Source organism: Allobosea sp. (genome assembly GCF_048595345.1).
GTDB lineage: Bacteria > Pseudomonadota > Alphaproteobacteria > Rhizobiales > Beijerinckiaceae > Allobosea.
On sequence record NZ_JBMDWH010000067.1, the window covers coordinates 1 to 13989 of the forward strand.

11 protein-coding genes are annotated in these 13989 nt (G+C 68.1%); 8 read left to right on the forward strand and 3 right to left on the reverse strand.

Annotation, left to right across the window (positions count from 1 at the left end; translation table 11 throughout):
* Positions 1–21: 21 nt before the first annotated feature.
* A complete protein-coding gene (locus ACOJTB_RS07825) occupies positions 22–807 on the forward strand; it encodes a Bax inhibitor-1/YccA family protein (protein ID WP_420101964.1) in 786 nt (261 codons plus the stop codon).
* A 97-nt stretch (positions 808–904) separates the two neighbouring features.
* Positions 905–1441 carry a GNAT family N-acetyltransferase gene (locus ACOJTB_RS07830; protein WP_420101965.1) on the forward strand — a complete coding sequence of 179 codons (537 nt, stop codon included), beginning with the start codon at positions 905–907 and terminating at the stop codon, positions 1439–1441.
* A 7-nt stretch (positions 1442–1448) separates the two neighbouring features.
* On the opposite strand, the gene ACOJTB_RS07835 is transcribed toward ACOJTB_RS07830, so the two are convergent.
* On the reverse strand, positions 1449–1742 hold the full coding sequence (locus ACOJTB_RS07835) for a DUF2794 domain-containing protein (protein ID WP_420101973.1): 294 nt from the start codon (positions 1740–1742) through the stop codon (positions 1449–1451).
* 388 nt (positions 1743–2130) lie between these two features.
* The gene (locus ACOJTB_RS07840; protein WP_420101974.1) at positions 2131–2679 is read right to left on the reverse strand and encodes a peroxidase-related enzyme; all 549 of its coding nucleotides are present in this window, start codon (positions 2677–2679) and stop codon (positions 2131–2133) included.
* A gap of 181 nt (positions 2680–2860) precedes the next feature.
* Between ACOJTB_RS07840 and ACOJTB_RS07845 the strand changes: the two genes are divergently transcribed.
* Both ACOJTB_RS07845 and ACOJTB_RS07850 read left to right on the forward strand, forming a co-directional pair.
* Positions 2861–7693, forward strand: a complete 4833-nt coding sequence (locus tag ACOJTB_RS07845; RefSeq protein WP_420101966.1) for an NAD-glutamate dehydrogenase — start codon at positions 2861–2863, stop codon at positions 7691–7693.
* 8 nt (positions 7694–7701) lie between these two features.
* Positions 7702–7899, forward strand: a complete 198-nt coding sequence (locus ACOJTB_RS07850) for a Trm112 family protein (protein ID WP_420101967.1) — start codon at positions 7702–7704, stop codon at positions 7897–7899.
* 105 nt (positions 7900–8004) lie between these two features.
* Here ACOJTB_RS07850 and ACOJTB_RS07855 read toward each other — a convergent pair whose 3' ends face one another.
* Positions 8005–9243: a ubiquinone biosynthesis hydroxylase gene (locus ACOJTB_RS07855; protein WP_420101968.1), complete on the reverse strand. Its 1239-nt coding sequence runs from the start codon at positions 9241–9243 to the stop codon at positions 8005–8007.
* A gap of 128 nt (positions 9244–9371) precedes the next feature.
* Between ACOJTB_RS07855 and tesB the strand changes: the two genes are divergently transcribed.
* From tesB to ACOJTB_RS07875, 4 genes are all read left to right on the forward strand, one after another.
* Positions 9372–10238 carry an acyl-CoA thioesterase II gene (tesB, locus tag ACOJTB_RS07860; RefSeq protein ID WP_420101969.1) on the forward strand — a complete coding sequence of 289 codons (867 nt, stop codon included), beginning with the start codon at positions 9372–9374 and terminating at the stop codon, positions 10236–10238.
* A gap of 236 nt (positions 10239–10474) precedes the next feature.
* Entirely contained in the window at positions 10475–10813 is a 339-nt protein-coding gene (locus tag ACOJTB_RS07865; RefSeq protein ID WP_420101970.1) for a P-II family nitrogen regulator, read from the forward strand.
* 28 nt (positions 10814–10841) lie between these two features.
* Positions 10842–12320 carry an ammonium transporter gene (locus tag ACOJTB_RS07870; RefSeq protein ID WP_420101971.1) on the forward strand — a complete coding sequence of 493 codons (1479 nt, stop codon included), beginning with the start codon at positions 10842–10844 and terminating at the stop codon, positions 12318–12320.
* A 194-nt stretch (positions 12321–12514) separates the two neighbouring features.
* A partial coding sequence (locus ACOJTB_RS07875) for a DNA translocase FtsK (RefSeq protein ID WP_420101972.1) occupies positions 12515–13989 on the forward strand: 1475 nt, incomplete at its 3' end.

Here is a 13989-nt window from a genome sequence, read left to right on the forward strand (position 1 = left end):
ACGTCAGGGGAAACTCTCTTAATGAGCAACTTCGACCGCAATGCTCCAGTCTGGGGTGCCGGCCGCGCACAGCAGACCAGCGCCGTCGAGATGGATCAGGGCCTGCGCTCGTTCATGCTCGGCGTCTACAACAACATGGTGCTCGGCCTCGGCATCTCGGCGCTGTTCGCGCTGGGCGTGAACAAGCTCGCCGTCACCGACCAGGCCAATGCGGTGGCCCGCATCGGCGGCACCTATCTCACCTCCTTCGGCCAGCTGATGTACGGCTCGCCGCTGATGTGGGTGTTCGCGCTGGCGCCGCTGGCCTTCATCCTGTTCTTCTCGTTCCGCATCGAGAAGATGTCGGCCTCCTCGGCCCGCAGTATGTTCTTCGCCTTCGCGGCGGTCATGGGCGTGTCGATGTCGACGCTGCTGATCCGCTACACCGGCGCCTCGGTGGTGCAGGTGTTCTTCATCACGGCCGCGGCCTTCGGTGGCCTCAGCCTCTACGGGTACACCACGACGCGCTCGCTCTCGGGCTTCGGCTCGTTCCTGATCATGGGCCTGATCGGCCTCGTGATCGCCTCGCTGGTGAACCTGTTCCTGGCCTCGAGCGCGCTCGGCTTTGCCATCTCGGCGATCGGCGTGCTGGTTTTCGCCGGCCTGACCGCCTGGGACACCCAGCGCCTGAAGGAAATGTACCTCTATTCGGATCTCGGTCCGGAAGAGGCGGCGAAGCTCTCGGTGAACGGCGCGCTGTCGCTCTACCTGAACTTCGTCAACATGTTCCAGATGCTGCTGTCGCTGTTCGGCACGCGCAACGAGTGATCCGGCAGGCGCCGACCGGCGCCGCGCATCCTCATCGAGCCCCGGCCTCGCGGCCGGGGCTTTTCTTTTGCCGGGATCGCGCGACAATGCCGGCGCCATGACATCGCCTTCGATCAGACCCGCCCTGCCTGCCGACATCCCGGCCATCGCCGCCATCTATGCCGACGCCGTCCTCAACGGCACCGCCTCCTGGGAACTCGATCCGCCGGGCGAGGCGGAGATGAGGCGGCGCTACGAAGCGATCCGCACCGAGGGGTATCCCTACCTCGTCGCCGAGAAGCACGCTGCCGTGCTGGGCTATGCCTATGCCGGCCCCTACCGCCCGCGCCCCGCCTATCGCAGCACCGTCGAGAATTCGATCTATGTCGCCCCTCAGGCCCAGGGCGCCGGCATCGGCCGGGCCTTGCTCGCGGCCTTGATCGCGGACTGCTCGGCCCAGGGCTTTCGCCAGATGATGGCGGTGATCGGCGACGGCACGGGCGCCTCGGTCGGCTCGCGCCGTCTGCACGAAGCCGCTGGGTTTCGTCTCGTCGGCGTGGCCGAAAAGGTCGGCTTCAAGCATGGCCGCTGGCTCGACCAGCTGCTGATGCAGAAGGAGTTGGGGGAAGGCCACCGCAGCCCGCCTGCGCGCTGAGCGGCAGCTAGCCGACGACGCTCAGCTTCTTCTCCAGCACCTTGAGCACGCGCGAAAGCTCCGGCCCGCGTTTCAGAATCAGCCCCGTCGCCGCCACCACCGAATAGGCGCCCTGGCGCCTTGCCGCAGCCGGATCCTTGACGATCCGGTAGAGCGGCATCTCGGAGGAGCGGCGGAAGACCGAGAACTCGGCCTTGTCCTTGAGGAAATCGATCGCGTAGTCCCGCCATTCTCCGGCGGCGACCATCCTGCCATAGAGGTTCAGCAGTTCCGACAGTTCCCGCCGGTCGAAGGTGACCATGCTCGGGCGGGCGGGTGATGGAAAGCTCAGGATCGCGCCGACGGCAGAATGCGGCGTTTCACTGTCGTTCATGACGCCTCCGGATTGGGCCGGTCGTGATGATGCGCCCGCGGTCCTGCGCTGGCAAGGCATCGGCCCAGAGCACGATCCCGCCGCTCTCGTCTTCGTCATCGACGCCGCAATTTCGCCCTCAACCCGCCAAGGCGTCGCCCAGTTGGAGGGTTGAATTGTCGATGTTGCCTCGACGGCCCGGCCCTTTCGAGCCCCGGTTTGTCAGCCCCCCAGCCCCCCGGTGTTCCGGAGGGGCCGGGCCATCGGGTCGAGGCCAACTCACGGCTGGCATTGCGCCGGCCGTTTCTTTTTGCGGCGCAGGCGCGAGCCGGATCGATCAGCGCCCCTGCCGGTGATACTCGGCATTCGGGCGCATATCGACCGCCGACGCCATCCGGTTCGACATGTTGTAGAAGGCCGCGACGGCCGCCACATCCCAGATGTCGCGCTCGCTGAAGCCGGCCTGCCGCAGCGCCTCGCGGTCGGCCTCCTCGATCCGGTGCGGCTCCTCGGTCAGCTTCACCGCGAATTCCAGCATGGCGCGGTGGCGCATCGACAATTCGGCCGCGCGATAATTCATCACCAGCATCTCGCCCAGCACCGCATCGCCCGAGAGCTGGCGCACGGCCGCGCCATGGGCGCTGAGGCAGTAATAGCAGCGGTTGACGCTCGATACCGCCACCGCGATCATCTCCCGCTCCAGCTTGGACAGGCCGGACGGAGCCAGCATCAGCTCGTTGTAGAACCCCGCGAAGGCGCTGAGCTTGGCATCGTCATGCGCGTAGGCGGCCAGCACGTTCGGCACGAAGCCGAGCTTCTCCCGGCACTTCTCGAAATAGGCAAGGTTCGCTTCCGACAGAACCCCTTGGGGCAGATCCAGCGCCATCACCACCGGCGGCGAATCCTGTCGCGAGGGGGCGTCGGCCTCCTTAGGTTTGTCATGCTTGGTTGCCATGGTCGCTCCCGTCGGTCCGGCGCGATGGCTGCGAGGCAGCCGCCGCGGTGAGGGCAGTGTTGAAAGGCCGGTCAGCCTATGTCATCGCTGCGGCAAAACAACGGGGTGGGTCATGGGCAAGCGGGTGACGAATGCGACGGCTCCGGCGGTCGCCGCGATCGAGGTTGCCGCCTCGGCTCTGGGAAGTGCCATGCCGAGGGAATTTCCCGGCCTGCTGTTCGGGCGCTCGGTCGCCGAGGACCTCGAAGTCCTGCCGGCCGATCTGCTCGCCCGCGCCGCCACCTCGGCCTTCGAGCATCTCTCCCGTCCGCGCAGACCGGACACGCTCGATCTGAGCTTCCGCGACGACGCCTATGAACATGATGGGCAGCTGCGCCAGATCACGATCCTGGAAGTCGTGAACGACAACAAGCCCTTCCTGCTCGACTCCACCCTCGCCGAGTTGCAGGACCAGGGCTACGATCCGCGCCTCGTCGCCCATCCGATCCTCGCCGTCGCCCGCGACGCGCAGGGTGGCTTTCTCTCGCTCGCCGGCGAGGCGGCCGGGCGGGCGCCGGAGGGCACGCGCCGCGAGAGCCTGATTCATATCCATCTCGACCGGATCGACACCGCCGAAGCGCGCGAGAAGCTGAAGCTCGGCCTTGAAAAGGTCTATGCCGATGTCGCGCTCGCCGTCGAGGACTGGGCCGCGATGCGCGGGCGAATCGCCGAGGTCGTCCAGGCCTATCGCTCCAATCCGCCGCCGCTGCCGGAGGACGAGATCGCCGAGGCGCTGCAATTCCTCGAATGGATCGCGGGCGACAATTTCACCCTGCTCGGCGTGCGCGCCTATCGCTTCCCGGGCGGTGACGTCGCCGCCGACCCGATCGAGGGCTCGGGCCTCGGCATCCTGCGCGACCCGGGCGTGAAGGTGCTGCGGCGCGGACGGGAGTTGGTGACGACGACCCCGGAGATCCGCGCCTTCCTGGCCAAGCCCCAGGCCCTCATCATCACCAAGGCCAACGTCAAGAGCCGCGTCCACCGGCGCGTCCATCTCGATTATGTCGGGGTGAAGCTGTTCACAGCCGATGGCCGGCTCGACGGCGAATTGCGCATCGTCGGCCTTCTGACCTCCAATGCCTATACCGGCTCGGCCCGCGCCATTCCCTATCTGCGGCTCAAGGTCGCCCGCGTCTCCAAGAATATCGGCTTCGATCCGGCGAGCTATTCCGGCCGCGCGCTGCTCAACGTGCTCGATGCCTATCCGCGCGACGAGCTCTTCCAGATCGATGTGCCGACGCTGGAGCAGTTCGCGCTCGACATCCTGCAGCTGACCGAGCGGCCGCGCATCCGGGCGCTGGCCCGTGTCGACGAGTTCGACCGCTTCGTCTCGATCCTCGTCTTCATCCCCAAGGATCGCTACGACACCACCGTGCGCCTGCGCGTCGGCGAATTTCTCGCGCGGGTCTATAATGGCCGCATCTCGGCGGCCTATCCCGCCTATCCGGAAGGTCCGCTCTCGCGGACGCACTACATCATCGGCCGCGACGAGGGCAAAACGCCCCGGATCGATCGCGGTACCCTCGAATCCGGCATTGCCGCGATCGTCCGTACCTGGAGCGACGGGCTGAAGGACGCGCTCGACCGCGAAAAGGCAGGTCCCGCCGCCCGCGCCCTGGCGGAGCGCTACGCCGCCGCCTTCGGCGCCGCGTATCGCGATCGTTTCTCGGCCGCCGACGCGCTTGGCGACATCGAGATGCTGCAGCAGCTCTCGGCGGAGCGCTCCCGCGCCGTCAATCTCTACCGCCGCGAGGGCGACCCGGCGACGCGCGCGAATCTCAAGGTGTTTTCCCGGGGCGCGCCGATCTCGCTCTCCGCCCGCGTGCCGCTGCTGGAAAACATGGGCTTCCGCGTCGTCAACGAGCGCACCTACAACGTTCTGCCCCAGACCGGCGCGGGCGAAAGCGTGCGCGTCTGGCTGCACGACATGACGCTGGAGCGCGCCGATGACGGCGAGATCGACATCGCCCGGCTCGACCCCACCATCGAGGCGGCGCTGATGGCGCAGTTCCGCGGTCTGTCGGAATCGGATCGCTTCGACCAGCTCGTTCTCGTCGCCGGCCTCGCCTGGCGCGAGGCAGCGCTGCTGCGCGCCTTCGGCCGCTATCTGCGCCAGGTCGGCGCGCCCTATGCCCAGGGCTACATCGCCGACGCTCTCACCAGACACCCGGCCATCGCAGCCGGGCTGCTGAGCTATTTCGTCGCCAAATTCGACCCGCGCCTGACGGATGAGCAGCGCCAGCCCGCCATGGACGCGGCCCGCGCCGGCATCGAGGAGGCGCTGGACGCCGTCACCAGCCTGGACGAGGACCGCATCCTGCGCCGCCTCGTCAATCTGGTCGATGCCGCGCTGCGGACCAACTTCTTCCAGACCGGGCCGGACGGGCAGCCGCGCCAGACCATCACCTTCAAATTCGACTGCGCGAAGGTCGACGGGCTGCCGCTGCCGCGCCCGCTCTACGAGATCTTCGTCTACTCCCCGCGCGTGGAGGGCATCCATCTGCGCTTCGGCAAGGTCGCTCGCGGCGGGTTGCGCTGGTCCGACCGGCCGCAGGATTTCCGCACCGAGGTGCTCGGCCTCGTCAAGGCGCAGCAGGTCAAGAACGCCGTCATCGTGCCGGTCGGCGCCAAGGGCGGCTTCGTGCCGAAGCAGCTCCCGCCGGCCTCCGACCGCGCGGCCTGGCTCGCGGAAGGCACCGAGAGCTACCGCATCTTCGTGCGCAACCTGCTCGAACTGACCGACAATCTCGACGGCGAGACGCTGGTTCCCCCGCCGCAGACCGTCCGTCACGATGGCGACGACCCCTATCTCGTCGTCGCCGCCGACAAGGGCACCGCGACCTTCTCCGACACCGCCAACGCCATCTCGCTGGAGAAGCATCACTGGCTCGGCGATGCCTTCGCCTCGGGCGGCTCGCAGGGCTATGACCACAAGGGCATGGGCATCACCGCCCGGGGGGCCTGGGAAGCGGTGAAGCGCCATTTCCGCGAGATGGACACCGACATCCAGACGACGCCCTTCACCGTCGCGGGCGTCGGCGACATGTCGGGCGACGTCTTCGGCAACGGCATGCTGCTCTCGCCGGCGATCAAGCTGGTCGCGGCCTTCGACCACCGCGACATCTTCCTCGATCCGAACCCGGACCCGGCGGCTTCGCTGGCCGAGCGCCAGCGCCTCTTCGCACTGCCGCGCTCCTCCTGGGCCGATTACGACAAGAGCCTGATCTCGCAGGGCGGCGGCATCTTCTCCCGCCAGGCCAAGAGCATTCCGCTGTCTGCCGAGATTCGGGCGCTGCTCGATCTCGACAAGTCCGAGGTTTCGCCGCCCGAACTGATGACCGCGATCCTCAAGGCCCGCGTCGATCTGCTCTGGTTCGGCGGCATCGGCACCTATATCCGCGCCGCCGACGAGAGCGACGCGCAGGTCGGCGACCGCGCCAATGACGCCATCCGCATCACCGGCGGCGATCTGCGCGCCCGTGTGATCGGGGAGGGCGCCAATCTCGGCGTCACCCAGCGCGGCCGCATCGAGGCGGCCCAGAAGGGCGTGCGCCTCAACACCGATGCGATCGACAACTCGGCCGGCGTCAACACCTCGGACGTGGAGGTGAACATCAAGATCGCGCTGGCCGGACCAGTGAAGGATGGCCGCCTCTCGGAGGATGACCGCAACGCCCTGCTCGCCTCGATGACGGACGAGGTCGGCCTGCTCGTCCTGCGCAACAACTATCTGCAGACTTTGGCGCTCTCGCTCACCGAGGCCCAGGGCGTGGCCGCGACCCCGGGCCTGCGTTATCTGATGCAGACGCTGGAGCGCGACGGCAGGCTGGACCGCAGCGTCGAGTTCCTGCCCAGCGACGCCGCGCTCGCCGAGCGCGAGAAGCGCGGCGAGGGGCTGACGCGGCCGGAGCTTTCGGTGCTGCTGGCCTATGCCAAGCTCTCCCTGCACGACGCTCTGCTCGAATCCAGCGTGCCGGACGATCCCTATCTCGCGACCGAACTGGTGCGCTATTTCCCGAAGGCGCTGCGGGAGGCCTATCCCGACGCCATCGCCGGCCACCGCCTTCGCCGGGAGATCGTCGCGACCCAGCTCGCAAACGCCCTGATCAACCGCAGCGGTCCGGCGCTGGTGCCGGTGCTCTCGGCCCTGACGCATTCGCAGGTACCGCAGATCGCAGCCGCCTACGCCATCGCCCGCGATTCCTTCGAGCTCATCGCGCTGAACGGCGAGATCGACGCCCTCGACGCAAAGATACCGGGCAAGACGCAGCTCGGGCTCTACAGTGCCGCCCAGCAGCTCGTCTTCGACCGAATGAGCTGGCTGCTGCGCCGCGGCGTCGCCCAGCCCGGCACGATCGAGGCGACGATCGCCCGCTACGCCAAGGGAGTGGCCGAGCTCGCCGCGACGCTGGAAACGATCCTGCCGGAAGCGGCGGCCCAGGCGCGGTTGGCCCGCATCGCTGTGCTGGCGGCCGATGGCGTGCCCGAGGCCCTGGCGACGCGGATCGCCAGCCTGCCGACCCTGGCAGCGGCGACCGACATCGTCGATATCGCCGAGCGCGCCCAGCGCGGAACCGGCGAGGTCGCGGCCATTCATTTCGGCCTCGATGCCTATCTCGGCCTTTCGGCGCTGAAGAGTGCCGCTGCGGCGGTGCCGGCCAGCGACGATTACGAGCGCCTCGCTCGCGAGCGCGCGGTCGAGACGCTGGACGATGCCCATGCCCATCTGACGCAGGAAATCGCACGGCAGGGCGATGGCGGCACGCTGGAGAGCTGGCTCGCCGCCCGCCAGAGCGATGTCGAACGCACCCGCAGCACCGTCAATGCGATCACCGGTTCGGGACTGACCCTGCCCAAGCTGATGGTCGCCGCCGGCATGCTCGCCGACCTGCCGCGAAAGAACTGAGAAAGCCCATGCCTGATCAAGACGAGACCGCCACCCGGATCGATCCGAAGCTGCTGGAGATCCTGGTCTGCCCGCTGACCAAGGCGACGCTGGAATACGACGCCGCCCGTCAGGAGCTGATCAGCCGACCCGCAAAGCTCGCTTATCCGATTCGCGACGGCATCCCGATCATGCTGCCGGAAGAGGCCCGCGCTCTGGAGGAGTAGCAGCCGTCGTTCTCGGGCGATGCGAAGCTTCGACCCGAGAAGCTCGGGACGAGAAGACACTGGCGTCCGTCATGCTCGGGGTCAGGCCCCGGGCATGATCCCGGCTCAAAGCGCTTCGCCGCGCATCAGCCGCGGCGCGCGCGGGCCGGTGCCGGCCGCTTCGCGGATGAAGAAGCGCTTGAGCCCCGGCATGCGATCGACCAGCCCGAGCCCGAGATCGCGCGCCAGCCGCAGCGGCGTGGCGTCGTTCGAGAACAGCCGGTTCATCCCGTCCATGAAGGCGCCCATCGCCACCGTGTCGAAGCGGCGCGCCCGCTCGTAATCCTCCAGCACGTCGAGCGAGCCCGGATCCAGCCCCAGCCGGGCGGCATCGACGATGACCTCCGCCAGCGCCGCGACATCCTTCAGCCCCAGATTCAGCCCCTGCCCCGCGATCGGATGGACGAGATGGGCGGCATCGCCCAGCAGCGCGAAACGCTCCTGCACGAAGCGGCGCGCGACGCCGAAGCCGAGCGGATAGGCCCGGACGGGGCTTTCCAGCGCGATGCTGCCGAGCTCCAGCCCGAAGCGGGTCTCGATCTCGGTCAGGAGATCCTCCGGATCGAGCGAGAGCAGCGGCACGACATTCTCGGCCCGCTCCGTCCAGACGATCGACGAGCGATGTCCAAGCGAGCCGCCATCGCTGAGCGGCAGCATCGCGAACGGGCCCGAGGGCAGGAAATGCTCGACCGCGCGCCCGCCATGGGGTCGCTCATGGCCGATCGTCGCGACGATGCCCGATTGCCGGTAGTTCCATCCCACCCAGCCGATTCCGGCCTGCTCGCGCAGCTTGGAGCGCGCTCCATCAGCCGCGACCAGCAGGCTGGCGCGGATGCTTGCGCCATCGCCGAAGCCGATCTCGGTCGTCGCGGTCCCGGCGGCGAAGCGGATGACGCCGTGGGGCTTCAGCGTGACGCCCCGGTCGGCACAGGCCTGCCTGAGCCGGGCCGTCAGCGCGCCAGCCTCGACCATATGCGCGAAGGGGCGGCCGGGCTCGATCTCACCCTCGAAGCTCAGGAAGACGGGCCGCACCACGTCGCCGGTGCGGCTGTCGGAAATCGTCATCTCGGTCATCGGTGCCGCTGCGGCCTCGACTCCCTCCCAGACGCCGAGCGTCTCCAGCATCGCGCGGGCGGCGGCGGCAATGGCATAGGCCCGGTCGTCCGGCCGGGCGGCCGCGCCGAGCGCCGGGTCCGCGACGATGATCTCGGCATCGGGCCCCAGCCCTTGCTTCAGTGCCAGAGCAAGCGCGAGCCCGGCGATTCCCCCGCCCGCGATGACGATGCTGCCTCCGGCGCCGTTCATGATCCCAGTCTCCTCGCTGCGTCCACGGCGCTTGACGGCGCCGAAGGCCTCGGTGCTCATGCTTGGCGATGGCCGAGCCTTTGCGGGCGCGCCGCCGACCCGTCAACCCGACCGCGACCTTGCAGGCCATGACGCATATCGACGCCTCGCTCACGGCAATTCTCGACCTCGAGCGACTGGAGCGCAATCTGTTCCGGGGTCGCAGCCCCAAATCGCCATGGCCGCGGGTCTTCGGCGGTCAGGTCATCGCCCAGTCGCTCCATGCCGCCTGCATGACCGTCGAGGACCGCCTGCCCCATTCGCTCCACGCCTATTTCCTGCTGCCGGGAGATCCCGACATCCCGATCGTCTACGATGTCGACCGGCTGCGCGATGGCCGCTCCTTCACGACGCGGCGGGTGCTGGCGATCCAGAAGGGCGAGGCGATCTTCGCCATGTCCGCCTCCTTCCATGTCGAGGAGGACGGCTACGATCATCAGCTGCCGATGCCGGACGTGCCGATGCCGGAGGCGCTGCCGGACCGCGAGGAAATGCTGAAGACGGTGCTGCCGCATATGCCCGATGCGGTTCAGGCCTATTACCAGCGCAAGCGGCCGATCGAGATCCGCCCCGTCGAGCTGGAACGCTACCGGACCGGCGACAAGATGGAGCCGAAATTCAACGTCTGGATTCGCGCGCTGGACCCGCTGCCGGACGATCCGGCCCTGCATCGCAGCGTCCTGGCCTATGCCTCCGACCTGATGCTCCTCGATTCCAGCCTGATCGCGCATGGCACCACGGTCTTCGACAAGCGCGTCCAGGCCGCCAGCCTCGACCATGCCATGTGGTTCCACCGGCCGTTTCGCGCCGATGACTGGCTGCTCTATTCGCAGGACAGTCCGTCGGCCGGCGGCGCGCGCGGTTTTTCGCGCGGGCTGGTGTTCGACCGGCAGGGGAGGCTGGTCGCCTCCGTCGCGCAGGAAGGGCTGATTCGCCCCCGGCCGGATCTCGGCTGACGCTTCAGCAGGCATAAGCCTAAAAAAGTATCGTTTGCCCAATTCGGCAGCAGTCAGCACAGCCGGAAGGCTTTGTCGCGCCGCGATTCGCCCCAGTGCCGCCTCAATCGCCCGTCGCAGCAGTTTGGCACGCCCCTTGAATTGTGCGCTGCGACGCAATGCGCTCGGCCGCGCATGCGAGTGCAACAGGTTCGCCGGGGCTGACGACCGGGCGGCGTAGAGGGGATGCCCAGCCAATGAAAATCGTGATGGCGATCATCAAGCCGTTCAAGCTCGAGGAGGTGCGCGACGCCCTCACCGGCATCGGCGTTCACGGCCTGACGGTAACCGAAGTCAAGGGCTATGGCCGTCAGAAGGGCCACACCGAGATCTATCGCGGCGCCGAATACGCCGTCAGCTTCCTGCCGAAGATCAAGATCGAGGTCGCGGTCGCCAACGAGCTGGCCGACAAGGTCATCGAGGCCATCACCGCCGCCGCCCGCACCGGCCAGATCGGTGACGGCAAGATCTTCGTCTCCCCGATCGAGAAGGCCGTGCGCATCCGCACCGGCGAAACCGACGGCGACGCCCTCTGACCATCCGACCTCCAGGAGCATAGACACGATGAATCTCAAGACCATCCTGCGGGCCGGAGCGACCGGCCTCACCCTCGCGGCGCTCGGCGCCGGGGCAGCCTATGCGCAGGCCCCCGCCCCCGCCGCCCCCGTGCCGAACAAGGGCGACGTCGCCTTCATGATGAGCTCGACGATCCTCGTCCTGCTCATGACCATTCCGGGCCTCGCCTTGTTCTATGGCGGCCTCGTGCGCACCAAGAACATGCTCTCGGTGCTGACCCAGGTCTTCGCGATCGTCAGCATCGTCTGCATCCTCTGGGTCACCTATGGCTACTCGCTCGCCTTCACCAATGGCGGCGGCCTCAACGACTTCGTCGGCGGCTTCTCCAAGGCCTTCCTGAAGGGCGTGGACGTGAACGCGACGGCCGCCACATTCTCGAACGGCGTGGTGATTCCCGAGCTGCTCTACATCTGTTTCCAGATGACCTTCGCCTGCATCACGCCGGCCCTGATCGTCGGCGCCTTCGCGGAGCGCGTGAAGTTCTCGGCGCTGCTGCTGTTCTCGGTGCTGTGGGTCACCTTCATCTATTTCCCGATGGCCCATATGGTCTGGTACTGGGGCGGTCCTGACGCGGTCGGCAATGCCGCCAAGGCCCTCGCGGAAGCCGGCGCCGACGGCAAGGCAGCGGCCCAGGCCGCGCTCGACGCGGTCAATGCCGATGCCGGCATGCTGTTCAAATGGGGCGCGCTAGACTTCGCGGGCGGCACCGTCGTTCACATCAACGCGGGCATCGCCGGCCTCGTGGGCTGCCTGATCATCGGCAAGCGCATCGGTTTCGGCAAGGAGCTGATGGCCCCCCATTCGCTGACCATGACCCTGATCGGCGCCTCGCTGCTGTGGGTCGGCTGGTTCGGCTTCAACGCCGGCTCGAACCTCGAAGCCAACGGCACCGCGGTCCTCGCGATGGTCAACACCTTCGTCGCCACTGCCGCCGCCGCCGTGGCCTGGCTGTTCGCCGAATGGGCGATCAAGGGCAAGCCTTCGATGCTCGGCATGGTCTCGGGCGCCGTCGCCGGCCTCGTCGCGGTGACCCCGGCCGCCGGCTTCGCCGGACCGATGGGCTCGATCGTGCTCGGCCTCGTGGCCGGCGTGATCTGCTTCTTCTTCTGCACCACGGTGAAGAACGCGGCCGGCTATGACGACTCGCTCGACGTCTTCGGCGTTCACTGCGTCGGCGGCATCATCGGCGCCCTCGCCACTGGCATCCTCGTGAACGTCGATCTCGGCGGCGCCGGCATCCCGGACTACGCCTCCAAGCCCGGCGAGCTGGCCGTGGGCGCCTATGTCTTCTCGGACGCCCTCCTCGCCCAGATCAAGGCGGTGCTCTTCACGCTGGTGTTCAGCGGCGTCGGTTCGGCGATCCTCTACAAGATCGTCGACGTGGTGGTCGGCCTGCGCGTCACCTCGGACGAGGAGCGTGAGGGCCTCGACATCGCCGAGCATGGCGAGCGCGCCTATCACAGCTGATCACCCGGTCTCGATCCGGCGATTCACGTGAAACCTCGGCCCCGGCGGGCGACCGCCGGGGTCTTTCTTCATTCTGGCGGGGCCTGGCGAGCCACTCATTCAAGGTTAAGCGTGTCTTAACCTCGGCTTCCTAACCTGTCGGGCAGGCCGGGCTCTTTGCGGCCGTGACCTTCCGGAACCGATCGACGATCCGCATGCGCACCGTCCGCCGCTCCCAATCGCTCATGGACCGCCTGCCCGATCCGGTGCGGGAGTTTCTGTCGCGCCGCGCATCCGAGCTGCTCGGGCTCGGCCTGCTCGCCTTGATCGTGATGGTGGCGCTGGCGCTGGCGAGCTGGTCCGTCGATGATCCCAGCCTGAACAACGCCACCAATGGCGCCGTCCGCAACTGGCTTGGCCGGCCCGGCGCGATGATCGCCGATCTGCTGATGCAGCTGATCGGGCTGGGCGTCATCGCCGTGCTGTTTCCGCCGATGATCTGGGCGCTGCGCCTGATGCGCTTCCATCTGTTCGATCGCGGCGCGCTGAAGCTCGGCCTGTGGGTCGTCGGCGTCGCCGCCGCCGCCGCCGTGGCGAGCGCCCTACCGCCGACGCCGCGCTGGCCGCTGCCCACGGGCATGGGCGGCGTCATCGGCGATGGCCTGCTCTTCGGCACGCGCAACATCGCCGGCATCGCGGGCGGCGCGGTGGCGAGCATCGTCGGCTTTGTCTATGCCGGCATCGCGATCCTGGCCGTCACCGCCGCCGCCGGCTTCGGCTTCGTTCATGACGAGGACCCGGTTCTCGACGACGAGGATGACGGCATCTCCGATGGCGAGGAACGCCGTGACGACGAGCCCGGCATCGCGGTGATCCTGATCGGCTGGCTGGCCCATGGTGCGATGGCGCTGCGCGGGGCGATTCTGCGCCGCCTGCCGCATCCGCCGGAGCCGGCGGTCGATGGCGCCTCCCTGCCCGCGACCACCTCCGGCCGCGTCCGGCGCGAACCGCAGTTTTCTGGCAGCCGGCCGCAGCCGGGCCCTGCAGCTCCATTCCGGCCGGAGCCCCTGCCCGGCAGCCGCCCGACCGAGCGCGACATCGACGAAGACCCGCCCTTCGACATCGACGATGCGCAGGACCTGCGTGACCTCAACGCCTCGCGCGTCACCGCCCCCAAGCCCGCTCCGAAGCCCGGCAAGCGGATCCAGCGCGAGGCGCAACCCTCCTTCCTCGACGGCGAAGGCTTCGAGCTGCCGCCGCTGACCTATCTCGCCGAGCCGAAGAAGACCCCTGCCAGCGCCGTCTCCACCGATGCGCTGGAGCAGAACGCGACGCTGCTGGAAGGCGTGCTGGAGGATTTCGGCGTACGCGGCGAGATTTCGCAGGTGCGCCCCGGCCCTGTTGTGACGCTGTACGAGCTTGAGCCTGCTCCGGGCACCAAGAGCTCGCGGGTGATTTCGCTGGCGGACGACATCGCCCGGTCGATGAGCGCGGTCTCGGCCCGCGTGGCGGTGGTGCAGGGCAAGAACGCGATCGGCATCGAGCTTCCCAATGCCCGGCGCGAGACCGTCTTCCTGCGCGAGCTGCTCGCCAGCCAGGATTTCGAGGCGACCAAGCACAAGCTCGCGCTGTGCCTCGGCAAGACCATCGGCGGCGAGCCGGTGATCGCCGATCTCGCCCGCATGCCGCA

Bases quoted from the DNA above. Each gene is read 5' to 3' on its own strand.
- ACOJTB_RS07825 (WP_420101964.1), top strand. From the start codon at position 22: ATGAGCAACTTCGACCGCAATGCTCCAGTCTGGGGTGCCGGCCGCGCA.
- ACOJTB_RS07830 (WP_420101965.1), top strand. From the start codon at position 905: ATGACATCGCCTTCGATCAGACCCGCCCTGCCTGCCGACATCCCGGCC.
- ACOJTB_RS07835 (WP_420101973.1), bottom strand. From the start codon at position 1,742: ATGGTCACCTTCGACCGGCGGGAACTGTCGGAACTGCTGAACCTCTAT.
- ACOJTB_RS07840 (WP_420101974.1), bottom strand. From the start codon at position 2,679: ATGGCGCTGGATCTGCCCCAAGGGGTTCTGTCGGAAGCGAACCTTGCC.
- ACOJTB_RS07845 (WP_420101966.1), top strand. From the start codon at position 2,861: ATGGGCAAGCGGGTGACGAATGCGACGGCTCCGGCGGTCGCCGCGATC.
- ACOJTB_RS07850 (WP_420101967.1), top strand. From the start codon at position 7,702: ATGCCTGATCAAGACGAGACCGCCACCCGGATCGATCCGAAGCTGCTG.
- ACOJTB_RS07855 (WP_420101968.1), bottom strand. From the start codon at position 9,243: ATGAACGGCGCCGGAGGCAGCATCGTCATCGCGGGCGGGGGAATCGCC.
- tesB (WP_420101969.1), top strand. From the start codon at position 9,372: ATGACGCATATCGACGCCTCGCTCACGGCAATTCTCGACCTCGAGCGA.
- ACOJTB_RS07865 (WP_420101970.1), top strand. From the start codon at position 10,475: ATGAAAATCGTGATGGCGATCATCAAGCCGTTCAAGCTCGAGGAGGTG.
- ACOJTB_RS07870 (WP_420101971.1), top strand. From the start codon at position 10,842: ATGAATCTCAAGACCATCCTGCGGGCCGGAGCGACCGGCCTCACCCTC.